This is a genomic window from Ruegeria sp. BB10, from assembly GCF_056535725.1.
The window spans coordinates 3,519,814-3,542,250 of the sequence record NZ_JBQFIW010000001.1 but is presented as its reverse complement, the minus strand read 5'-3'; the positions used below and the strand labels follow the sequence as shown (position 1 = coordinate 3,542,250).

General features: G+C 56.0%; 19 protein-coding genes and 3 pseudogenes. 13 read left to right on the top strand and 9 right to left on the bottom strand.

The annotated features are described in order from the left end of the window. Positions 1-56: 56 nt before the first annotated feature. Complete coding sequence (locus ACR3EP_RS18140) at positions 57-392, bottom strand: winged helix-turn-helix transcriptional regulator (RefSeq protein ID WP_170362002.1); 336 nt, start codon at positions 390-392, stop codon at positions 57-59. Positions 393-463: 71 nt separating this feature from the next. Here ACR3EP_RS18140 and ACR3EP_RS18135 point away from each other — a divergent pair. The 3 genes and pseudogenes from ACR3EP_RS18135 to ACR3EP_RS18125 all read left to right on the top strand — a co-directional run. Then, positions 464-607 (top strand): annotated as a pseudogene (locus ACR3EP_RS18135) (FAD-dependent oxidoreductase); the annotation flags it as partial. Continuing rightward, positions 590-1,555 carry an NAD(P)/FAD-dependent oxidoreductase gene (locus ACR3EP_RS18130; protein WP_480639043.1) on the top strand — a complete coding sequence of 322 codons (966 nt, stop codon included), beginning with the start codon at positions 590-592 and terminating at the stop codon, positions 1,553-1,555. The pseudogene ACR3EP_RS18135 and the gene ACR3EP_RS18130, both read left to right, overlap by 18 nt. 180 nt (positions 1,556-1,735) lie before the next feature. Continuing rightward, positions 1,736-2,371 carry a globin domain-containing protein gene (locus ACR3EP_RS18125; RefSeq protein WP_480638869.1) on the top strand — a complete coding sequence of 212 codons (636 nt, stop codon included), beginning with the start codon at positions 1,736-1,738 and terminating at the stop codon, positions 2,369-2,371. 617 nt (positions 2,372-2,988) lie between these two features. On the opposite strand, the gene ACR3EP_RS18120 is transcribed toward ACR3EP_RS18125, so the two are convergent. Then, positions 2,989-4,374: an MFS transporter gene (locus tag ACR3EP_RS18120; protein WP_480638868.1), complete on the bottom strand. Its 1,386-nt coding sequence runs from the start codon at positions 4,372-4,374 to the stop codon at positions 2,989-2,991. Between the two features lie 69 nt (positions 4,375-4,443). Between ACR3EP_RS18120 and ACR3EP_RS18115 the strand changes: the two genes are divergently transcribed. Then, entirely contained in the window at positions 4,444-4,854 is a 411-nt protein-coding gene (locus tag ACR3EP_RS18115; RefSeq protein WP_480638867.1) for a helix-turn-helix domain-containing protein, read from the top strand. Between the two features lie 34 nt (positions 4,855-4,888). On the opposite strand, the pseudogene ACR3EP_RS18110 reads toward ACR3EP_RS18115, so the two are convergent. Both ACR3EP_RS18110 and ACR3EP_RS18105 read right to left on the bottom strand, forming a co-directional pair. Continuing rightward, positions 4,889-5,263: pseudogene (locus ACR3EP_RS18110) on the bottom strand (DDE-type integrase/transposase/recombinase); the annotation flags it as partial. 56 nt (positions 5,264-5,319) lie between these two features. Beyond that, a complete protein-coding gene (locus ACR3EP_RS18105; protein WP_254428658.1) occupies positions 5,320-5,949 on the bottom strand; it encodes a response regulator transcription factor in 630 nt (209 codons plus the stop codon). A gap of 218 nt (positions 5,950-6,167) precedes the next feature. Here ACR3EP_RS18105 and ACR3EP_RS18100 point away from each other — a divergent pair. From ACR3EP_RS18100 to ACR3EP_RS18060, 9 genes and pseudogenes are all read left to right on the top strand, one after another. Beyond that, positions 6,168-7,410, top strand: a pseudogene (locus tag ACR3EP_RS18100) (pyridoxal-phosphate-dependent aminotransferase family protein). Positions 7,411-7,438: 28 nt separating this feature from the next. Further along, on the top strand, positions 7,439-8,635 hold the full coding sequence (locus ACR3EP_RS18095) for a malate--CoA ligase subunit beta (protein ID WP_170352142.1): 1,197 nt from the start codon (positions 7,439-7,441) through the stop codon (positions 8,633-8,635). Then, positions 8,635-9,522, top strand: a complete 888-nt coding sequence (gene sucD / locus ACR3EP_RS18090; RefSeq protein WP_170352143.1) for a succinate--CoA ligase subunit alpha — start codon at positions 8,635-8,637, stop codon at positions 9,520-9,522. Before ACR3EP_RS18095 ends, sucD begins: the two co-directional genes overlap by 1 nt. Continuing rightward, positions 9,522-10,493 carry a 2-hydroxyacid dehydrogenase gene (locus ACR3EP_RS18085; RefSeq protein WP_170352144.1) on the top strand — a complete coding sequence of 324 codons (972 nt, stop codon included), beginning with the start codon at positions 9,522-9,524 and terminating at the stop codon, positions 10,491-10,493. Before sucD ends, ACR3EP_RS18085 begins: the two co-directional genes overlap by 1 nt. Continuing rightward, entirely contained in the window at positions 10,493-13,123 is a 2,631-nt protein-coding gene (locus tag ACR3EP_RS18080; protein ID WP_480638866.1) for a phosphoenolpyruvate carboxylase, read from the top strand. The genes ACR3EP_RS18085 and ACR3EP_RS18080 overlap by 1 nt, the downstream gene beginning before the upstream one ends. 22 nt (positions 13,124-13,145) lie before the next feature. Beyond that, positions 13,146-14,441: a serine hydroxymethyltransferase gene (gene glyA / locus ACR3EP_RS18075; RefSeq protein WP_480638865.1), complete on the top strand. Its 1,296-nt coding sequence runs from the start codon at positions 13,146-13,148 to the stop codon at positions 14,439-14,441. 18 nt (positions 14,442-14,459) lie between these two features. Further along, positions 14,460-15,437, top strand: a complete 978-nt coding sequence (locus ACR3EP_RS18070; RefSeq protein ID WP_170507843.1) for an HpcH/HpaI aldolase/citrate lyase family protein — start codon at positions 14,460-14,462, stop codon at positions 15,435-15,437. 7 nt (positions 15,438-15,444) lie between these two features. Then, the gene (locus ACR3EP_RS18065) at positions 15,445-16,728 is read left to right on the top strand and encodes a glycerate kinase type-2 family protein (RefSeq protein ID WP_480638864.1); all 1,284 of its coding nucleotides are present in this window, start codon (positions 15,445-15,447) and stop codon (positions 16,726-16,728) included. Between the two features lie 525 nt (positions 16,729-17,253). Further along, positions 17,254-17,910, top strand: a complete 657-nt coding sequence (locus tag ACR3EP_RS18060; protein ID WP_170352117.1) for a helix-turn-helix domain-containing protein — start codon at positions 17,254-17,256, stop codon at positions 17,908-17,910. Here ACR3EP_RS18060 and ACR3EP_RS18055 read toward each other — a convergent pair. The 5 genes from ACR3EP_RS18055 to ACR3EP_RS18035 are packed head-to-tail and all read right to left on the bottom strand — an operon-like array spanning position 17,888 to position 22,251. After that, the gene (locus tag ACR3EP_RS18055; protein WP_480638863.1) at positions 17,888-18,385 is read right to left on the bottom strand and encodes a GNAT family N-acetyltransferase; all 498 of its coding nucleotides are present in this window, start codon (positions 18,383-18,385) and stop codon (positions 17,888-17,890) included. The two genes, ACR3EP_RS18060 and ACR3EP_RS18055, sit on opposite strands and share 23 nt — an antisense overlap. Before the next feature lie 28 nt (positions 18,386-18,413). Then, positions 18,414-19,481 (bottom strand): heme-dependent oxidative N-demethylase family protein, encoded by a 1,068-nt coding sequence (locus tag ACR3EP_RS18050; RefSeq protein ID WP_170362861.1) that lies wholly within the window; start codon positions 19,479-19,481, stop codon positions 18,414-18,416. Positions 19,482-19,494: 13 nt separating this feature from the next. Then, positions 19,495-20,457 carry a PDR/VanB family oxidoreductase gene (locus tag ACR3EP_RS18045; protein WP_170362863.1) on the bottom strand — a complete coding sequence of 321 codons (963 nt, stop codon included), beginning with the start codon at positions 20,455-20,457 and terminating at the stop codon, positions 19,495-19,497. Next, positions 20,454-21,050 carry a dimethylamine monooxygenase subunit DmmA family protein gene (locus tag ACR3EP_RS18040; protein ID WP_480638862.1) on the bottom strand — a complete coding sequence of 199 codons (597 nt, stop codon included), beginning with the start codon at positions 21,048-21,050 and terminating at the stop codon, positions 20,454-20,456. The genes ACR3EP_RS18045 and ACR3EP_RS18040 overlap by 4 nt, the downstream gene beginning before the upstream one ends. 55 nt (positions 21,051-21,105) lie before the next feature. Beyond that, on the bottom strand, positions 21,106-22,251 hold the full coding sequence (locus tag ACR3EP_RS18035) for an aminomethyl transferase family protein (RefSeq protein WP_480638861.1): 1,146 nt from the start codon (positions 22,249-22,251) through the stop codon (positions 21,106-21,108). Positions 22,252-22,437: the final 186 nt, after the last annotated feature.

Genomic DNA, 22,437 nt, shown 5'->3' with positions numbered 1-22,437 from the left:
GCCTCAGACTATTCTTCTTTCTCCTGCAAATACGCAACAATTGACGTACGAGGCCCTCACTTCCTGGTGGCTAGCTTGTCCACATTTGCCGCTGCCCAATCATGCATAACTTGCAACACTGGTATCAGACTTTGGCCCAAAGGTGTGAGGCTATACTCCACATGCGGTGGGATCGTTTTGAAATCTTTGCGCGACACAAACCCGGCGTCTTGCAATTCGCTAAGCTGGCGGGTCAGCGTCCGGTGCGTGATGCTGCCAAGATTTCGTTGCAGTTGATTGAACCGCGAGGTTTCCTGCGCCAGCCAATAGATGACCAAGAGCTTCCACTTACCCGATATCGCCTCAATCAAAGGTTCAATGAGGCAATTTTCATCCGGTTCAACAGGCGCCATAACAGTATCCCAAATGACCGTACTTGTCGTTGTGATCTTGTGTTTCTAATTACGGCTCAGACGAACGGGAAGCAATGAGGAACAGAATGGACAAGCAGAAAGTCGTGATAGTTGGCGGTGGGTACGTCGGCTTTGAAGTCGCAAAAGAGTTGGATGAATATGCTGATGTCACTCTGATCGAGCAGCGAGAGGCTTTCATGCAGCCGCCAGCGGCCATTCGTGCACTACTAGAGCCCGATCTGCTGGATCAGATCATTTTGCCATACGACCGCTTGCTGAAGAATGGGCGGGTCATCCGTGGCCGTGCCGCTACTGTGACTCAATCCGAGGTAACGCTGGAAGACGGCTCTGCTTACCCTGCGGATTACATCGTCCTGGCCACTGGTTCGTCTTATGCAGCCCCTTTCAAACCGGCGGGCGAAAGTATGGATGACTTTCGCAAGGCCAGTGCCGATGTCTGCGCTCGGCTGGCGTCTGCGAAATCGGTCGTCATCGTTGGGGCCGGCCCCGTCGGTACCGAGTTGGCAGGAGAGATTGCAGCGGCACAGCCCAGTAAGGACATCACTTTGGTTTCGTCTGACAACAGCTTGTTTCCGACGTATCCCGTCAAGCTGGGGGCAGAGCTCAAACGCAAGCTGGAACGCGCCGGCGTGAACGTCGTGGTAGGCCAAAGGGCAGAGAATCTGCAGCACGCTGACAAACCTTATGCCGGATCAGTAAAACTGTCAGATGGCCGCGTTATCGAAGCTGATCTGGTCTTCCCCGTGATCGGGTCCAAACCAAATACAGCATTGGCGCAAACGCTGCCCGCGGTGACCATGGCGCCCTCTGGCCGGATTAAGACGGATAGCTGGTTGCGCCCGTCCGAGTACCCAAATGTCTTCATCGCCGGGGACATCGCCGACGTCGGTGACAGTATGACGATTGTTGCGATCTCTCGTCAAAACCCTTGGCTGATCAAGACCCTGAAACAGGTCCTCAGCGGGCAACCCGTAGAGAAACAAAAGCCCTACGCGCCTTGGAAAATGGCACCGATCCTCGTTCCGCTAGGCCCCAAAATCGGAAACAGTTGGCTCTTTGCGACTGTCGGTGACTGGGTCACACGGAAGATGAAAGGAAAAGAACTCTTTATCCAGAAGTACCGCAAGGCATTTGGGCGGTGATGGTCTGCCCTGCCCCAGCCATCATTTTTCTGGCATCAAGACGCTCTAGGAATTCGCCCCATGCTCCGTGTTGACCTTCCCAAATTTCCGACCCGCCATGGTTACATGAGCGAGAGAATCCAGCAGGCCTATATTAAATCGGCAATCGATAAGGGGCTGCTACCACCGGAAGCACTCCGGATGGCAGAGGTTGTCTCGCTGACAGCCCCCGGTGACCTGAGCAAGCCCATTCAGTTTTGGCAACTCTATTCCGTCCTCGGGCAAGAGCCCATCGTCGGCATCGTGCATAGGTTCTATGAACGTGTGTTTGCCGATGAGCCTTGGTTCACGTCCGTGTTTGAACGGGTCGGTGGGCTGAACCACCATGTCACAACCCAGGCGTCAATGTGGATCGATGTCATGGGCGGCGGCCCGTACTATCACGGCGCAGAGTTCCGGCTGAGCTTCCATCACACCCACAACGCGATGGCCCTGATGAACGACAAAGGGGCCAAGCGTTGGGTCACCCTGATGCGAGAAACGCTTGATGCATCCTCGGATTTGATGGCGGATGATCCCCGTGTCCGAACCAGCCTAAACACCTTCCTAACCTACTTCATGACCAAATACGCGGATGAGTTCGCGTTTGAGGATCGACACGTTTTTGGTGACACAAACGGCCAGCTCAAGCGCCGGATCAATTTCATGAAGATGACGACCGAAGCGATCGAAGCCTTGAGCGAGGAAGAACTTAGCGAAGCACTAAAGGAACGCGGTGTTGATGTTTCGCAATATCCAAACAAGCAAGCATTGGTAGGGAAGGCACTGATGATGTAACCCATCCGGCTCATAGCGGACTTAGGCAAGGCCGTTATGAGCCGTGGTGAGGCTTCACCAGACCGGCCATTTGCGGCGACCGAAAACTGAGGCGGGTACGAACTCACCTGCTGCGCAAACACACGAGCCGTCATTGCCGAGCTGTACGGAATAGCCAGTCTCTTGATTATGGCGTGAACATGAATGCCGGTCCCCAAAAGTGTTTATAAGTCGGAACAGGAAAGAAATGCCGGCACGCAATCCAAGCATGATCAGTAAAGGGTGCCTCACAACGGGATTCCAGAAGATTCCATGGCTTCAAGCCACCGGTCCAAAGCATCCAGACGAGACATGCCTTGCCCATCAATAACTCAACTTGCCGCAACTTTGATACAATCTCTTCCGGCTTCGGTCGCTTGTTCGCCATGTGGTTCCTTCATTTTCTTAACCATAACGGCGGACCACTTCAGAGGGGGAGGATCAGCAATCCTGCCCGTCCACTTTGCTTTGCCGTAGTGACTTCAAAGGCCGTTTCGATCCGAGAACAAGAATTCTGGCTGCTCCACAATCGCCCCGCAATACGCGGATTACCTTTCTCGGCAACGTCACTCGGCGGGGGTCGGCGCATTGCGGGCGCGCTAGGTTCGGCTGCTAATTGCCAGCCCCAGGGCAATCAGGGCCAAACATGCAGTGGCCGTGAAAGTCATCGAAAAAGCATAGGCAACATCTGCGGCCGGAGCATTAGTGGTATCTCCCTTCCCGACTATGTTGACGAATAGCGTGGGTATTGCAGAGGCACCCGTCATCAGACCCAGGTTCCGCGAGAGCCCGAGAAGGCCAGAGAGCCGGCCACGTTGTTCTTTGGCGGCGTGGATCAGAACCGCCGTGTTGTTAGCGGCAAGAAAAAGTTGGAAGCCGGGCGTCAACATGATGAGTGCAGCCAAATAGCCGCCGACACCGAAGTATCCCGGCAGGTACGCCAGGCACAGCAGACCAACAGTAGTCTGCACAAGGCCGATAGTCATCGCGCGATCCGCACCAAGCCTGTCCGTCACCCATCCGGCCGGAACGCCGAAGAGCGCAGCGACCAGCGGCCCAACTGCGATAACCAAACCGATGATCGCTTCGTTCAATTCCAGAGAAAGTGCTAGGAAGAACGGACCAACGACCAAAGTGGACATCATGATTGCGCTGACCAGAAGGTTCAAAAAAAGCCCGATACTTGTCCTCTGGTCGCGGAGCAATTTCATCGGCACCAGCGGTGAAGCTACACGGGTTTCAACAAGCCCAAAAAAGACGATTGCGATCAGAGCAGCGGAAAACAATGCACCCGGTGGCACTGGGATACGCGAGGCTCCGCCGCTGGTTGCCAGAGCGTAGGCCGCCAGTGCAATAACCAACACTATGGTTCCCGGAAAATCCAATTCTCGGCAGGATACTGTCCGACGTTCGGAATCGCGCGTGATTGCGGTGACAGACAGTATAAGCGTGACACCAGCAAAGCCGGCAAGAAACCAGAATGCCATGCGCCAGTTACCCATCGCCAACAACACACCGCCCAGTGAGGGGCCCAGGGCAGTCCCCGCAGCAGAAGTCGTGCCAAGTAATCCCATTGCCGTGCCCAACCGCTCAGTCGGGACAAAATCACGTGCGATAGACATCGGAAGCGCGATCAGGATCGCTCCGCCAAGCCCCTGCAACGCGCGTCCGGCAATCAGCAAGCTCAGGCTCGGGGCCATAGCGCACAGAACCGACGCTGCAATAAAGACGATGAGACCAGCAATCAGCAAGCGACCGTGGCCGAATAGATCGCCAAGCCGCCCGGCGGATACGATCGTGATGGTCACGGATGTCAGGTAAGCCAGTACGACCCACTGCACCTCGGAAACTGTCGCAGCGAAGCTACGCGTCAGCGTCGGAAGCATTACCGCGGCGATACTGATACCCAATGAGGCGGTCAATGTCGCTGCAGCGAGAGTTATCAGGATGGGAATGGAAGATTGCGCCTGCACCGTATCAGTCATCGTAAACTCTCTTGTCTCATGTGCCAGTGAGGAGCTATCCTGCCACTTAAAGTCGACTTGAGGTCAACCATGAAACTTCTTGATATTGGCGTCCTGTCCAAAAGGAGCGGCGTCCCCCCCTCAACACTGCGCTATTATGAGGAGATCGGGCTGATCCAGTCCGCCGCTAGGAATGGGCTTCGACGGCAGTTCGAGATACGCGTCGCGACGCAGCTTGCTTTGATCTCTTTAGGAAAAATGGCGGAATTCTCACTTACTGAGATCAAGGACATGTTCGCCAATGATGGCACTCCGCAATTGCCACGCCCTGAATTGCACCTGCGCGCAGATACTCTTGATGAACAAATCCGTGGTCTCACCCGGCTACGCGATGCGTTGCGTCACGTGGCGGATTGTCCGGCAGAGACCCATATGGAATGCCCAAAGTTCAGGCGCCTCATGGAGTTTGCGTCGCGTTCCGCCGCCACTCAAAAGCGATGAAAGCGTCTGCGTAGCCTGACAGCAGGCAGGTCTTTTAATGCAATTCGACGAATTGAACAGACGGGCTCGGAGTAATCATGTGCACAATTTCGATCTCGTCCAAGCTTGCCTTGGCTGATGCGAAGGCCTTAACCCCAAGCATCGGTCTTGTTCGCCTCTTAATGAACAGGTGGTCCTGTTCGACGATATTATTCAGGTACTTCCGCCCGACCATCTCTATTGGTATCGGGCAACCAAAACCCTTGAGCATTCTGTTGATTGCTTTGATACCCGCAGTGTTTGTGCTGCTTTTGCCGATGACAACCTTTCGTGGGAGGCCGTTGACCTCCAGCATCTTGGCGAAGAACTTTGTGGCGACCTGTTTGCTGCGACGTTCTGAAAGCTTGAATTCGAGCGTTTTGGCCTGCTTGGGCTTCCACATATTGCGTGATAGTTAGTAAATGCTCGGCCATAGGCGCAAATCTGTTAATCTGAGGCAGCGCCAGAAGAATAGTAGAATGCAATCGCTTGCGCCCTGTTTTTAACCGAGAGCTTTTCATAGATGTTGCTCAGGTGAAATTTGACGGTATTTGTCGAGATTTGCAGGTCCTTCGAAAGTTCACGATTGGATAGGCCCTTGGCCAACGCTTCAAGGATGACGCGCTCTTTACGAGACAGGCTGTGAATTGGATCCTGCTGCATTTTCCGAACATCGATGAACGGAAAAACCATCTTGCCTCGGGCAACATCCGAACAAGTTTCCAGCAAAACATCGACCTCACCTGATCGGGATGCGAACCCCGCAGCTCCTGCCTGCATAGCAAGGCGCGGCACGTCTCCGGCATCGTCTCCATATACGACGAAACGGGGCGCGTTCTCCTGTTCACGCAGAACCTCGATCAATTTGGCGGCGCCCAAGACCGGCAAATTCCAGGCGATCACGCAGACCTTGACCGGAACTCTCATAACCGCGCCCAAGAAGCCTTCGGCGGTTGCTGATGTTGCCACCAGAGAGAATCGTGGATCACGCTCGAAAATCTCGGACATGGCCGACAATACCAGTGGATTGTTGTCGGCAAGCATAACGTTAATCGGTTGCTGTGAAGGCTCTGCCATTGATTTTACACCCAAAAACCCAAAAACCTACCCGTAAGAATAGGTACTAATTTGGTATACCGCGGTATTTCTGCCAAAACGGGTAGTTTTTTTCTAATCCTATTAGAAGTCCCAAAGCAGTAGTAAGTTACGTTGCGCAATGATGCAAGCAACGCTTTCCTGATCCACAACGCGATATTTGGGCGTGATTGACCACGCCGACGATCAAGGAGGATCGAATGACTTTTCAGATTTATCCCCCGCTTGAGATCCCCGAGACACTGGCTGCTGGTCCGGGGCCGGGCAATACCGATGCTCGTGTTTTGCAGGCCTTCGCCAATGCCGGGGTTGCGGATCACATGCAGGGCGACGTTTTGCGTGGGATGGTCGAATGCAAGCACATGCTGCGCAATATCTGGGGAACCGATAACACCTATACCTTTGCTGTGGCCGGTACCGGCTGGAGCGCATTGGACACCATGTTCTCGGCTGTGATGCCCGGTGATAAAGTCGTGGCCTTTGCCAACGGCACCTTTTCCGGCATTGATGCGCTGACCCTACGCATCAAGGCGGCCACGCCCGAGGAGCATGCCGCCAGCCCGCTTGATCCACAGGCCGCCAGCGTAACGGTCGTTGATGTTCCGCACGGACAGCCGGTCACTGGTGAACTGGTTGAAGCCGCGCTGGAACAGCACAAACCAAAATGGGCCTTCATGGCGCATTGGGAAACCGGATCGGGCCGCATCAATGATCTGCGCGGGTTCTCGGACGCATGCGAGCGTCATGGGGTGATGGGTCTGGTTGATGCGGTCTCGTCGTTGGGGCGTCGACGATTTTTCGATTGATGACTATCCGGGGATCGCCGGTTGGGCATCCTGTCCGCAGAAGGGCCTGTGCTGCCTGCCACTGACCTATGCGCCGGTCAGTTTTACAGATGCCTTTATTGAATCCCTCAGAGCGACGGGTGCCTACAGTTATGTCCACAATCCCCTATTCGAGGCGCGTCACTGGGGTATTGTCGACGGTCAGGACGTCGAAAAGGGGACCTATCACAGAACCCATTCCGGGTATGCCGTTGCAGCGTTCCATGAGTCCCTGCGTCTGACACTTCAGGAAGGTCTGGCCAGACGGTCAGCCTCGTACAAGACCCATGAACGCGTGCTGCGCGATGCTGTTACGGCCATGGGATGCGAGGTGACTTCGGACATGCCCAGCCTGGTCGTGCTGAATCTGCCGCCGGAACTGGCCGGGCGAGAGATGGAGCTGGTGCAGAACTGTCGGGCAAGGGGTTTTGGGATCTGGCCGACGCTCAGCGCGCCGGTTCAGGTACGCATCGGCATCCTCAATCAGCTCAACCGCCAGGCCGTCAGCCGGATCGTCCGCCTGTTTGCCGAAGCCATGCGGGAACTGGGCGGCAATGTCGATTTCGAAGAGATCGAGGCATTGCTCGAAAGCCGTTACGGCACATCGATCGCTGCTTGAACGCACTGCATGAACGGGAGGAATGCAGATGGATATCCATGAATACCAGGCGAAAGAGGTTCTTTCGAATTTTGGCGTCGCCGTACCGTCAGGTGCCTTGGCCTATAGCCCGGAACAGGCGGCCTATCGCGCCCGCGAACTGGGCGGAGACAAGTGGATTGTCAAAGCCCAGGTCCATGCGGGTGGCCGCGGCAAAGCGGGTGGCGTCAAACTGTGTAACAGTGAAAACGAGATCCACGAGGCCTGTGACGAGATGTTCGGCCGCAAGTTGGTGACCCATCAGACAGGACCGGAAGGCAAAGGCATCTATCGTGTCTATGTCGAGTCCGCTGTGCCGATTGATCGCGAGATCTATCTTGGTTTTGTTCTGGACCGCTCCAGCCAGCGGGTCATGATCGTAGCCTCCTCCGAAGGCGGGATGGAGATCGAGGAGATCTCGGCGGAACGCCCGGACAGCATCGTGCGGTCTATCGTGGAACCCGCAGTTGGACTGCAGGAGTTCCAGGCCCGCGAGATAGCCTTCAATCTGGGCCTTGAGGCTCGTCTGGTTCAGCAAATGGTACGGACGTTGCAGGGCTGTTACGCCGCCTTCAGCGATCTGGACGCCACGATGGTTGAAATCAATCCATTGGTTATCACTGGCGACGACCGTGTGCTGGCATTGGACGCAAAGATGAGCTTTGACGACAATGCCCTGTTCCGTCATCCGCAGATCGCTGAACTTCGGGATAAAAGCCAGGAAGATCCCCGTGAAAGCCGCGCGGCGGACCGTGGCCTGTCTTATGTCGGGCTGGACGGCAATATCGGCTGCATCGTGAACGGCGCTGGTCTGGCCATGGCCACGATGGACACGATCAAACTGGCCGGGGGCGAGCCCGCGAACTTCCTCGATATCGGTGGTGGTGCCTCACCCGAGCGCGTGGCCAAGGCCTTTCGACTGGTTCTGTCCGACAAGAACGTTCAGGCGGTTTTGGTCAATATCTTTGCTGGCATTAACCGCTGCGACTGGGTCGCCGAGGGCGTTGTGCAGGCGCTGCGTGAGTTGGATATCGACATCCCGGTCATCGTGCGACTTGCCGGTACGAATGTCGAAGAAGGTCAAAAGATTCTCGCCAAATCCGGCCTACCGATCATCCGCGCCACCACTTTGATGGAAGCCGCTGAACGGGCGGTGGGCGCATGGCAGAACGATCTGTCCCAAAACACCAAGATGAGGGCCGTGTAATGAGCATACTTCTCGACCGCGACACCCGCGTCATCGTTCAAGGCATCACCGGACGCATGGCGCGCTTTCACACAAAGGATATGCTGGCCTACGGCACCAATGTTGTCGGCGGAGTTGTTCCCGGCAAGGGTGGTGAAACCGTTGAAGGTGTACCGGTGTTTGACACCGTGAAACAGGCCGTTGAGGCAACCGGAGCGGATGCCAGTCTGGTCTTTGTTCCGCCTCCGTTTGCTGCAGACTCCATCATGGAAGCTGCTGATGCGGGCATTCGCTACTGTGTCTGTATCACCGACGGTATCCCGGCGCAGGATATGATCCGGGTCAAGCGGTACATGTACCGTTATCCCAGAGAAAAACGTATGGTTCTGACTGGACCGAACTGCGCCGGTACAATCAGCCCCGGTAAGGCTCTGCTGGGTATCATGCCGGGCCATATCTACCTGCCTGGCAATGTCGGCATCATTGGCCGCTCGGGCACACTGGGGTACGAGGCGGCAGCACAGCTCAAAGAACGTGGCATTGGCGTTTCGACCAGCGTCGGCATCGGTGGCGATCCGATCAACGGGTCCTCGTTCAAAGATATCCTGCAACGGTTTGAAGAGGACGAGGATACCCACATCATTGCGATGATCGGCGAAATCGGCGGTCCGCAGGAAGCCGAAGCCGCGGAATACATCCGCAATCACATTACAAAACCGGTTATTGCTTATGTTGCCGGATTGACCGCCCCCAAAGGTCGAACCATGGGGCACGCCGGTGCGATCATCTCGGCTTTTGGCGAAAGCGCCAGCGAAAAGGTTGAAATCCTGTCCGCTGCTGGTGTGACCGTGGCCGAAAACCCCGCCGTGATTGGTGAGACAATCGCACGAGTGATGGAGGCTGCGTGATGGTTAAACCTTCGGTCTTAGTCACCCGTCGCTGGCCTGCCGCCGTCGAGGCGCAACTGGCCGAAAACTACAACGCCGTGCTGAATACCGGGGACAAGCCAATGTCCCCGGCAGACATCCGGCGGGCGTTGAAAACCTATGATGCTGTCCTACCCACGGTCACCGACACGCTCAGCGCCGAGGCATTGGATGTGCCTGGCGCGCAGACCAAGATCATTGCCAACTATGGGGTCGGCTATAGCCATATCTGCGAACCTTCGGCGCGTGAGCTAGGCATGACGGTAACAAATACACCGGATGTCCTGTCCGAGTGTACGGCCGATCTGGCCATGACGTTGCTACTGATGGTTGCGCGCCGGGCAGGTGAGGGCGAACGCGAATTGCGCTCCGGCAAGTGGACCGGCTGGCGGCCGACGCATCTTGTGGGCACAAAGGTCAGCGGCAAGACGCTGGGCATCATCGGTTATGGCCGGATCGGCCAGGAAATGGCTCGCCGTGCCCATCACGGGTTCGGTATGAACGTCCTCGTCTACAACCGCAGCGAGGTGGCCGCGGATGTATTGGGCCAGTGCGACGCAACACAGGTGGACACGATCGATGATCTCTTGCCCCAGTGCGATTTTGTGTCACTGCACTGCCCCGGCGGCTCCGCGAACCGGCACCTGATCAACTCGCGCCGACTGAGCCTGATGAAGCCTGACGCATTCCTGATCAACACTGCGCGCGGCGAGGTGATTGATGAATGGGCTCTGATTCAGGCACTGATGTTCGACATGATCGGTGGTGCGGCCTTGGACGTCTTCGACGGCGAGCCCCGCATCAGCCCGGATCTGCTGCAATGTGACAACCTCGTGATGCTGCCGCATCTGGGCAGCGCAACGCGCGAGGCCCGCGAAGCGATGGGCTTCCGCGTTCTCGATAATCTGAGTGACTTCTTCCAAGGCCGTGAACCACGTGACCGGGTGATCTGATGCAAGCGCTGGCCCAAAATATTCAGTCCCCCCTGAACCGTTCAAGCTATGCTGATGGGTTGCGCTCGGAACTGCGGGCGTTGTGGCGGAACATTTTGATGAAACGGGCGCCGCATGTAGCGACATGGGCCGGGGCCTTACCGCTGCAATCCATCCCCACCGGGCCCGAGGCGACGCCCTATTTGCAGGCCCTGTCTATCTGGTTCCAACTGTTGCGTATCATCGATGAAAACGCCGAAGTCAGAGATCGTCGACTGACCGAGACCAATAGCGGGCCCGAAGCGGTCGAAGGCGGGTTTGCCGAGGTGTTGTCTGACCTGTCCCTGACAGACAGCCCAATGGAAAAACTGACTGCTAATCTGTGTGCCGGACCCACACTAACCGCGCATCCAACCGAGGCCAAACGGGTCACCGTACTGGAAATCCACCGGCGGATTTATCGCAACCTTGTTAGTCTGGAAGCGCAACGCTGGACCCCAACTGAGCGCGCCGAATTGCTGAAAAACCTGGAAGGTGAAATTGACCTCCTGTGGCTGACCGGTGAACTTCGCCTGACGCGGCCAAGCCTGCACGATGAGATCGAGTGGGGTTTGCAATTCTTCAGGGACGCAATCTTTGACGCTGTCCCGCAAGTCATGGATCGGTTCGATCAAGCCTGCCTGCACATGCTGGGAAAGACCTTGAGCAAAACGCCCAGTATTCGCTTTCACAGCTGGATCGGAGGCGACCGGGACGGCAATCCGAATGTCACGACAGAGATGACCGCGCTGGCCTTGCAACGTGGGCGCGAAACGGTTCTGGACCTCTACGGTCAAGCCCTTAAACAAGCCGCAAGCAAGCTGAGTATCAGTGCGCTAATATTGCCGCTGCCCGAACCACACAGGACACGTGTACAAGAAATTGTCGACCGGGCTCCGGACACTGACCGCAATCAGAACGAACCGTTCCGGAAGGCTCTGGATGCCATACGCCTTCGGCTGATAAAAGACGGCTATAACCACATTTCGCAGTTCGTGAACGATCTAAACGCGCTTGATGCCGCTTTATGCGCGGTCAAAGCCGAAAATCTGGCGCGAAGACATATCCGCCCACTGCGCCGGGCCGCAGCGGTTTTTGGGTTCCGTACCGCAACGCTGGACATACGCCAGAATTCCACCGTCACAACCGATGTTCTGGCCGAAATTTGGTCACAATCCGGGCTGGCATTGGAATATGGTACGCCCGAATGGTCTGCCCGTTTGCGGGCCGAATTGGCCGATCAGAACTTGCCCTATCAAAATCGGGAAGCGCTGAGTGATGAGGCCCAAGAGCTCCTCGCCCTCCTGACACTTGTTTACAGCGTTCGATCGGGACCAGACCCCAAGGCTATCGGACCATTCATCCTGTCAATGACCCGTTCCGCCGACGACATTCTCGGTGTCTATCTTCTGGCCCGGTACGCAGGATTCGGGTCCGAAACTCTGGATTTATCAGTGGTCCCACTGTTCGAGACGATTGCCGACCTGCGCAATGCCCCAGCGATATTGCTGGACGTTCTTGATGTTCCGCTTTCCCGCCGCAGCCTTAAAACCGAAGGTAACGTGATCGAGGTGATGCTGGGTTACTCAGATAGTGGCAAGGATGGCGGCTATTTCTGTTCAACTTGGGAATTGGAACGCGCGCAACGCAGGATTGTCACGGCACTGGCCTCGCAAGGTTTCAAGGCTACATTTTTTCATGGGCGCGGCGGCTCTGTCAGCCGGGGCGGAGCACCTACCGGGCGCGCCATCGCCGCACAACCCAGCGGAACCATTGCCGGACGCTTGCGTGTTACGGAACAGGGTGAGGTTGTTTCGACCAAGTATGCTAACCGCGGCACAGCTGCAGCGCATCTGGAATTACTGCTCTCAAGCACGCTTCGACATACGGCTAACCCCAGCGAAACCCCGTCCCGGCCCGAATTTGACGATGCGCTGGATGCCCTATCGGAACTGTCGCAAACAGCCTATGTATCGCTTCTGCAGATGCCGGGTTTTCTGGACTACTTCCAGCAGGCCAGCCCCGTCGAGGAACTTGCTCGCCTAAAAATCGGCTCCCGCCCGACCCGTCGGTTCGGCGCAGCTAGTCTCGATGATCTGCGGGCTATTCCATGGGTTTTTGCGTGGTCGCAGAACCGCCACCTGATTACCGGTTGGTACGGGTTTGGTGCAGCCATGGCCAGCTTTCGCAAGTTCCGAGGTTCGCGCGGTGACGAAGTTTTGCAAGAAATGTTTCAGAAATCTCGCCTGTTCCGCCTCGCTGTCGATGAGATGGAGAAATCGCTCTATCAGGCTGATATGGGCATCGCCACGCAATACGGCGAACTGGTGCGCGATAAGTACATCCGCCAAAGCATCTCTCAGGCGATCAAAACAGAATTCAATAACGCTTGCAGCGCTGTGCAGTTTCTGACTGGCGGTCAGACAATAGGTCACCGTTTTCCCCGGCTGTGCGAACGGTTTGATCGCAAACGGGCGGAGCTGGCTCGCATTCACGCATTGCAAGTCGAACTGCTGCAACAAGCCCGAACCAAATCGCAAGCAGGATCAGTCCCTGTGCCGCTACTGCAATCCATGAACGCTATTTCCGCTGGCCTTGGCTGGACCGGCTAACCAATTTCAAGAGATATGCCCCGTGAATGTCCCGCATCGTCTAGACGGTTTTTTCACCCAATCCCTATCCGACCGTGACCCTGAGCTTTTTGGTTCGATCACACCTGAGCTGGGCCGCCAGCGCGACGAGATCGAGCTGATCGCGTCCGAGAACATCGTCTCTGCCGCCGTGATGGAGGCGCAGGGCTCGGTGATGACCAACAAATACGCCGAAGGCTATCCCGGTCGGCGGTATTATGGCGGCTGCCAATTCGTTGATATCGCTGAAAACCTGGCCATCGACCGCGCCAGGCAGCTGTTTGGGTGTGACTTCGCCAACGTGCAGTCGAACTCGGGCAGCCAGGCCAACCAGGGCGTGTTCCAGGCGCTGATCCAACCCGGCGACACCATTCTGGGCATGAGCCTGGATGCAGGCGGTCACCTGACCCACGGCGCGCGCCCCAACCAGTCGGGCAAGTGGTTCAACGCGGTGCAGTACGGCGTCCGCAAGGAAGACAACATGCTGGATTATGATCAGGTCGAGGCGCTGGCGAAAGAGCATAACCCCAAGCTGATCATCGCCGGAGGCTCGGCCATCCCGCGCGTGATCGACTTTGCCCGCATGCGCGAGATCGCCGACATGGTCGGTGCCTATCTGCACGTGGACATGGCGCATTTCGCCGGTCTGGTTGCGGCAGGCGAACACCCCAGCCCCTTCCCGCACGCGCATGTGGCGACGACGACCACGCACAAGACCCTGCGCGGTCCGCGTGGTGGCATGATCCTGACCAATGATGAAGATATCGCTAAGAAAGTGAATTCGGCGATCTTCCCCGGCATTCAGGGCGGCCCGCTGATGCATGTGATCGCGGCCAAGGCCGTGGCCTTCGGCGAGGCTCTGCAGCCTGCGTTCAAGGACTATATCAAGCAGGTCGTCGTCAATTCGCAGGCATTGTCGGATCAGCTGATCAAGGGCGGTCTGGACACGGTGACCCACGGCACCGACACCCATGTGGTGCTGGTCGACCTGCGCCCCAAAGGCGTGAAGGGCAACGCGACCGAAAAGGCCCTGGGCCGCGCGCATATCACCTGCAACAAGAACGGCGTGCCGTTTGATCCTGAAAAACCGACCATCACCTCGGGTATCCGTCTGGGCTCGCCTGCTGGCACCACCCGTGGCTTTGGCGAGGTCGAATTCCGCCAGATCGCCGACTGGATCATCGAAGTGGTCGACGGGCTGGCCGCCAATGGCGAAGACGGCAACAGCGCCGTCGAAGCCAAGGTCAAGGCCGAGGTCGCGGACCTCTGCGCGCGCTTCCCTCTCTATCCGAACCTGTAAGACGAAGGACCCTTACCCATGAGCTTTCATAACATCGACCAAGCCCCTGCTCGCCTGAACCGCAGCGAACTGGCCGTTCCGGGCAGCCAACCCGGAATGTTCGAAAAGGCCGCACAATCAGATGTAGATGTGATCTTCCTCGATCTGGAAGACGCGGTCGCGCCTGATGAAAAGGAACAGGCCCGCAAGAACATCATCGAGGCGCTGAACGATATCGACTGGGGCAACAAAACCATGTCGGTGCGGATCAACGGGCTGGATACGCATTATATGTATCGCGACGTGGTGGATGTGGTCGAACAGGCTGGCGAACGGCTGGACCTGATCATGATCCCCAAGGTTGGCACCGCTGCGGACGTCTATGCGGTCGATATGCTGGTAACGCAGATTGAGGACGCCAAAGGCTACAAGAAACGGATCGGGTTCGAACACATCATCGAAACCGCGCTTGGGATGCAGAATGTCAGCGAGATTGCGGCAGCTTCCAAACGCAATGAAAGCCTGCATTTCGGAGTGGCCGACTATGCGGCGTCAACCCGTGCCCGGACCACGATCATCGGCGGCGTAAACCCTGACTATTCCGTTCTGACGGACCCGGATGCTGACGGAGACCGCATGACGCATTGGGGCGATATGTGGCACTATGCGCTGGCGCGCATGGTAGTCGCTGCGCGTGCCAATGGCCTGCGCCCGATTGATGGTCCGTTTGGCGACTTTCAGGATCCCGACGGCTACCGAGCGGCTGCCAAACGCGCGGCGGTTCTGGGATGTGAAGGCAAATGGGCCATCCACCCCAGCCAGATTGCCCTGGCCAATGAGGTCATGTCGCCATCCGAGGCCGAAGTCACCAAGGCACAGCGCATTCTTGTCGCCATGGCCGAGGCTGAATCGGCGGGCAAAGGCGCTGTGTCTCTGGATGGCCGTCTGATCGACTATGCCTCAATCCGTCAGGCCGAAGTGCTGGTCGAAAAAGCAGGCCAGATCGCAGCGGCTTGATCGCATCATGACTGTGCAATCGTCCATATCGCTGCGCGATAGAGCCGCCGCCATCTTTGCCGAAGCCGTCGTCGCGGCGGACCCGGCGAAGTGCCTGCGCCAACGGTTGCAATCAGCCCCATTGCCATCACCAGAACATGGCGGGCGCAGCATCCTGATTGCAATTGGGAAGGCTGCCCCTGCCATGATGGAGGAGGCATTGCAGCATGTTCAGGGCGATCATGTCGCCCTGATCGTAACCCATAGCGACAACCGGAGCGAAGTCCCCGGTGCGACGGTTTTGACCAGCGGGCACCCCATCCCGGATGAACGCGGTTTGAAAGCCGGGCGACAGATCATCGCTTTGCTCAGCGCAGCACGTAATCAGGATCAAATCATAGCACTGATCTCCGGCGGGGGGTCGGCCTTGGTTCCCGCGCCTGTTGATGGTTTGACCCTTTTGGACAAAATTGCGGTCAATGAGGTTTTGTTGTCTTCCGGGCTGGACATCGTTCAGATGAACCTTGTGCGCCAGCACCTGAGCCAGCTCAAAGGCGGCGGGTTTTTGCTGCACGGCGCACCTGCCCCGATCACGGCGTATATCCTGTCGGATGTCATCGGTGATGATCTTCGGGCCGTAGCCAGCGGACCAACCGCCTTACCAATCGGAAGCCACGCGGACGCCCGCAGAACCTGCATCGAGGCCGGGATCTGGCACCGGCTACCAAAAGCCGTCCGTGCCCATCTGGAGAAAAGTATTCCTGAACATTCCATAGCAGTTGAGGCAACAAATAGCCTGATTGGGTCGAACACAATTAGTTTGGAAGCCGCGTTTCGCTATGCGGCGCAGAACTACCGTACTGAAATTGTGTCCGACGCGTTGATTGGAGATGTGTCCGACGCGGCTGAACGGATTTTCCAAGCAGCTTTGTCCGCCACTTTGAACCGCCCAACCGCCCTGCTGTTTGGTGGTGAAACGACTGTACGTCTGCAAGGAACGGGTTGCGGCGGGCGCAACCAGGAATTGGCACTGCGCGTCGCCCAACTGACGCAAGACCGCACGATACCCGGAAATTGGATTTTTCTTAGCGGTGGTACGGATGGCCGCGATGGCCCAACCTCGGCAGCTGGCGCGATAGTGGATGCAGGGACGCTCACCCGAATCCGCGCGTCGGGACATGACCCTACCGCTCTGTTGGCGAGCAACGACAGTCATAAGGCTTTGACGCTGTCTGGTGATCTTCTGATGACCGGAGCGACCGGGACCAATGTAGCCGACATTCAGATAATGCTGCTTGGGTCTAACGTTTGAAAGCCCGCGAATAGATGGGCAGATACTTAGATCCGTATTAAGCGATCTTCAGGTTTCAAACTCATCAAAGAGACACACACCGACCACAATTGCTGGATGCTGGCGAGGAACGATTTCGAACTTAAGCCGAACTATGACAAAGTGATCAAGGGTGTCGGAGAGTTGTCACACCAACTTATAGTCGACAAAGAAATTCTGATGTTCGAATTTCGAGCGGCCCCTGTTTGTCTCACTCTCGGAGTTAGAGATGGTTGTTTTCAATGCGAACATTCAGGCCTTAGTGCAACCAATTATCCAGATTCGGTATATTCTCGATTGCTACCCACGGCGGTTCTATCACAGAGGTCAGGCATGCTATCGGCAATACCGTCTAGTCATAGGAATTTGAGTTCTAGAATTTTTCTGTCAGCATCATTATTTTACTAGCAGGAAAAAATGGTGCTATGGTAGACCGAGTTGGATTGGGTAATGCACGTCGTCTTGTTGCAGAACCCGTTCGGACAAGTGTAGCAAGACATTGAAAGAATGAAATTGAAAAAAAACGACAAAGAAATGGCGACAAATCTGACACAGGATCCGCATTCTGTTCGCTCGGGTGACAGAGAAAAAGTTCTTGAAGTTGCCATTGGTCGCGAGGTTCGCGCTTTTCGCAAAAAGCAGAATACTACGGTCGCGGAATTGGCTCAGCTGACCGGATTGTCGATTGGTATGCTGTCCAAGATCGAAAACGGGAACACATCGCCTTCCCTGACGACTTTGCAATCGCTTGCTGATGCGCTTTCAGTTCCTCTGACAAGCTTTTTCAGACAATTTGAAGAGCGCCGCGAGGCGGTTCATACCAAAGCGGGTGAGGGCGTCGAGTTAGAGCGCGAAGGAACACGCGCCAATCATCAATATAATTTGTTGGGGCATATTGGTGCCAACGGTTCTGGGGTAATCGTAGAGCCCTACCTGATCACCCTGACCGTTGAATCCGACGTGTTCCCAACATTTCAACATGATGGAATCGAGACGATCTACATGCTGGAAGGCGAGGTAGATTACCGCCACGGAGACAAGATTTACCCTCTGAAACCGGGTGACACCTTGTTCTTTGACGCCGACGCACCGCACGGTCCGGAACGGTTGGTGAATCTGCCGGCACGCTACATTTCAGTGATCAGCTATCCGCAGACAAATTGACCGGCTTGCGCAACAAGAAATCCGTGGGTCTGTCATAGCCGACGTGGCTGCCGGTACTTACGATTGTAAATCCAAGCCTTGAAAACACACGGTGGTTTTCAGTGAGTTCCACGCGCGTTTCCAGTTCCAACGCTGATAGACCAAGGTCTGCTGCACGACTTGCAGCGTGATCTACCAAAGTGCGGCAGATACCCCGCCCCCGCATTCCTTCCTTCACCGCCAGCTTTCCTAGGTACAAGTTGTTGGCTTTGGGCGTCAAAAACATGCACGCGAATAGCGGTTGGCCCATGGCCCAGATTTCACCACCACCCCTGCAATGCGCCTGCATTCCTTCCACCGTTAGATTATGGATAGACGAAGGAGGATTAATTCGGGCATCCATATACCGAAATGACGCGCGAAGCAGTGCAAGCGCGTCATACAATGCGAAGTCATCGGGCTGAATGAGCCAAGGTGTTTTGCCTGCATCAGTCATATGAGCCAAAACACGTCAAGGTGATCGCTTACTTTGACAAAGGCGGCTCTGTTTCCAGATCCGGCCATATACCGGGAGAGGTCGGTAATCCGTCGTCAAACTGACTAAGGTAGTCCAACATCATTGGGCGGTTGTCGATAAACCCCTTGTAGGTGGCGAGTTCAACCGGAAGGTCGCGAACAACACGGTGCAGCCGGCGACCCCATTTCGGAACCGTCATCAGATCTTGAAAACTGCAAAGATAGCAACGGATTGGGAATACTAGCGCGTTTGATCGCGGCAATCGGAAGAATGTTTGCAATTCGACCCGAAGATGCTGCTTATGGGCTATGTTTTCGGGCGTCAGTGTGGTCTTTTGGATGCCCCATTTGTGATAGTTTTCCGGGCTGGTATCCAACAGCGGGTTCACCGTCATGGTCCAGTTCAGCCGCCGTGCTGGAGCGCCCTGTTGAATGTTCAGCAGAAACTTCAGCGCGCGCTTGAAAATCCCCATTTCATGGGCTTTTGGAACCGGCGCGTGCCATTCGAAAAAATTCATGCCGATGTCGAAATCCAGGCTCCAATCGGCCTGGGTCGTGACCATACCAGCGTCCATCCACAACATCTCGTCCCGCTGGTCCAGCACTGCGAAATCGCCTTGCGCCTGACGGGTAATGTACTCCATCGGCCCGTAAGGCAGCGTGGTTTCATCCATGAAGGTAAAGCTGTGATCGATCCCCAGTGGCTTGTTGATCCAGCGCCACTGGTTGCCGTTACGGTGCAGTTCGAACAGGTCCGGGTAGTCCTCGGATTTGCTGACCATGATCAGTTCCAGCAGGTCCCAGCCCGCCAAGGTCATATGCGGCAGAGACTGACAGCGCAGCGGGTCCTGATCCAGAACGATGGCGCGGTCTTTCATTTCCGAGACATAGTGTTCATCCACGTCGAACCGCATCTCATAGACCGAGCCCTCGGGCCCGCCCCTATGCTGCTCCATGTTGACCGAATACATGTAGCTGTCTTCGTGGAACGGAAACGGAAAGCGTTTGATCGCCCATTCCGAGTTGTGGAACGTATAGTCGTCGCGGAAGGACTCGTCGTTGAATTGAATGGTCATGGTGGGCCTCCTCTCAGCGGTCCAGCACGAGGGACTTGCCCTCGAAACGCGATACGCAGGGCATGATTTTCTTGCCTGCTGCCTTTTCTTCGTCGGTCAGCCAGTGATCGCGATGAACAAAATTGCCGTCGTGATCCAGCACAACGGTTTCGCATTGGCCACAGGCCCCGCCACGGCACAGATACGGGGCGTCGACACCTTCGCGTTCGATAGCCTCCAGAAGGCTTTCGTTTTCACCCACATGAATGACCTTGTCGGAAGACGCCAGACGCACTTCGAACGGTTTGCCGGGCTGAGGCGCCAAGAACTCTTCGTAATGCACGCAATCTTCGGGCCAGCCTTCGGCGGCGGCAGTGTTGCGCACCCAATCGATCATGCCCTTTGGTCCGCAGACATAGACATGGGTGCCCAGGGGTTGCCCGCTGAGAAGGTTTTCCAGATCAATCGCCTGATTCTGATCGTCGTAATACAGATGCGTTTCGTTTGGATGCCTGTCTGTCAGTTGATCCGCATAAGATGCCAGCGCCTGATTGCGACAGGCATAGTGCAGCTCCCAATGACCGTGCAGCAGTTCGAGCTGTTTGATCTGCGCCAGAAACGGGGTGATCCCGATACCACCGGCCAGAAACAGATGTTTGCGGGCCCGCAAATCAAGCGAGAACAGGTTGACCGGGTAGCTGATGGTCATCTCGTCGCCCAGCTTGACCTGACGGTGCATGAACAACGACCCTCCCCTGCCCTGATCATCGCGGCGAACCGAGATCGTATAGGATGATTGATCGAACGGATCGGACATCAGGGAATAAGGGTTGAGCCGCGTGATGCCGCCATCCTGCATTTCGACCACGGTATGAGCACCGCCCGAAAAGGTTGGCAACTGTCTGCCGTCAACGCGTTCGAACCGGAACCGTGTTACCAATTCGTTCAGCGGGGTAATTTCTGTAACTTTGACCTGAATTTTCTCTGCGCCACTCATTCGTAGATTCCCTTCGGCTCGGGCACGTTCCCATGATCCTCGGCGTCAACGCGGACGCCCTGATAGGCGGCAAGGCGGCGGGAATAGTGGTCGCGCACAAAAAGGTTTAAACCACAGTGCGAGCAGACAAACGGATCGACCTCGACATCATCGGTAATGCCCTTGCAGTGCACACATTGCATACGGCGCGCAGTCGAGCCGCGATGCTCGGTCTGGATCGCGGTATGTGGCAAGCCAACGGCCATCACCTCATTCATGGCCTGACCCATCATGCCCTCTGTGCCGGTCAGATAGACTTGTAGCCCCATATGCGCGTCCTCGAGAACGCGGCGAATACGATGCAGCGCGGCCTCATAAGAAGGACCTTCGTAGAATTGTGCTGGGTTTAGCGCCTGCAGTCTGTCCGAAAAATCTGTGCCTTTCGGGATGTAAATCAGATGGGTTTTAGCCATCAGGTCGGGTGTCGCTATGTCAATAACAGCTTCGGCCCCTTCGGCCTCGGCGATCATGAGATGATGTTCACCTGAGCGAACCTCTAGCGTACCCCAGACCGGGCGGCTTGCGATTGACTTGGGAAATTCGAACTTTGACATTGTGCCCTCAAATAGGAAAAGGGCGCCTCGGTGTGTCCGTTGCGCCCCCTTAAACTCAGCCCTTTGCGGTTCTGATCGATTTGTCCTGGTCGTAGAACGGCATCTCTTCCGCAGTCGCTGCTATTTCTGTCCCGTCGCCGTTTCGCACCGTCAGCTGGGTGCCGGGTGAGGCACAGGCGACTGGCATCCGCGCGATACCTACGTTGTGGCCATTGATCTCGGAATACATGCCGAAGGTGACAACGCCGACCTTTTCGCCGTTTTGCAGCAGATCCGCGCCCTCATCCGCCGGAATTGTACCGTCCAGTTTGACACCGTAGATCTTGAATCGCTCTTTACCTTTCGAGGCGTAGTGGTTCTCGGCACCGATAAAACCAGTTTTGCCCGGTGAGACTGTAAATTCCAGGCCCAACTCCCAAAGGGTATCGCCGCATGTTTCATCGACGAACGGATAGGTTTCCGAATTGTCGCCTGGATAGAACAGAAGGTAGCTTTCGGTTCGCAGCAGATCGAGTGTCGAGAACTGGACCGGAACGATGCCCATATCCTTGCCCTCGGCCAGGATGTTGTCCCAAAGGTGCACGGCATGCTTGGCCTGACAGAAAATCTCGTACCCGCGCTCACCGGTGTAGCCGGTCCGCGAAATCATAACCGGGCAACCATAGAGCTTGGTTTGCATGATACCGAAGTAGGCCAGATCACGAATTCCGGGAACATGCTTGGCCAGGAAGTCCACCGCAACCGGTCCCTGCAAAGACATGTCGTGCATGTCGTCGTCAAAGATGACCGAACAATTCTTTCCAGCCGCCACTGATGTCAGCTGCTCCATACCCGTTCCTGTGCCGTGCACGACAAGCCACGTGTTCACTGACAGGCGGTAGATGATGCAATCGTCAACGAACTTGCCTTCGGGATTCAGGATCGACGCATAAGTCGACCGACCCGGCATGATTTTTTCCACGTTCCGCGTGGTAACGCGGTCAATAACATAAGCCGCATCTTCGCCGACCACGTGAACCTTTTTCAGACCCGATACATCCATTAGACCGGCCTTAGTACGGATGGCTTCGTAATCCGCCTTGGCGCGTTCCGGGCTATGGTCATAGAACCATGCGGTTCCCATACCGTTCCAGTCTTCTAACTCGCCGCCGATCTCGGCATGGCGCTGCGCAAGGGCGGACGTCCTCCAAAGAATGGCCATTGTTCAGCTCTCCCGTTAATTGCTTTTTTGTTGACCATATTGAGGCCGATGTCAGATTGAAAATCAACACCCATGTGCAGATTTTTTTCCTGTTGGGAATATTAGGCTGCAATTTGTGCACCCTAATACAAATTACCGAGAATGACATAAGTGGTTATTTATCAATGCCATGGGTTGAATTTCGAC